Origin of the sequence: Pseudoalteromonas rhizosphaerae (assembly GCF_902498845.1) — a bacterium.
In the GTDB taxonomy this organism is placed as follows: domain Bacteria; phylum Pseudomonadota; class Gammaproteobacteria; order Enterobacterales; family Alteromonadaceae; genus Pseudoalteromonas; species Pseudoalteromonas rhizosphaerae.
This window is the reverse complement of the sequence record NZ_CABVLM010000056.1, coordinates 1-433: the sequence shown is the minus strand read 5'-3', so window position 1 is coordinate 433 and position 433 is coordinate 1. Positions and strand designations below refer to the sequence as shown.

The window sequence follows — 433 nt, the reverse complement described above, 5'->3', positions numbered from 1 at the left end:
GGTGACTTCCTGCCCGAGGTGCAGCGTTCGGTGGTGCCGGTCTATCTCTATCACGCCGCGACCAAGCCGCTTAGCCAGAAACTGCGCAAGGAGATATTGCACAGCGGCCTTTGCTTCACGGACCTGCGCAAATCGGGCGGCTTCGGCCGCCTCGACGACGACGGGAGGCTGATCTCGGGTGGCGCTGTCTTTGCCTTCGGCAACAAGCGCGCCTACGGCATTGCCCACGCCCGAAAGAGAATGCGGCTGCTCTTTCCCCAACTCACGGCCGCCGATGTCGAATTCGACGACTATTGGGAAGGATATTGCGCGGTCACCGACAGCTACCTGCCGCGCATGCAGCGCCTCGGCCGCGAGGTGTTCTCCGTCGTCGGCTTCTCGACGCGAGGTGTAAACCTGGCGCAGAATCTGGGCCGGGTCGTGGGTGAATTCG

General features: G+C 63.0%; 1 protein-coding gene. It reads left to right on the top strand.

Annotated elements, in window-relative coordinates:
* On the top strand, window positions 1-433 hold a 433-nt coding region (locus PSR9079_RS23440; RefSeq protein ID WP_149983461.1), incomplete at both ends, for an FAD-dependent oxidoreductase.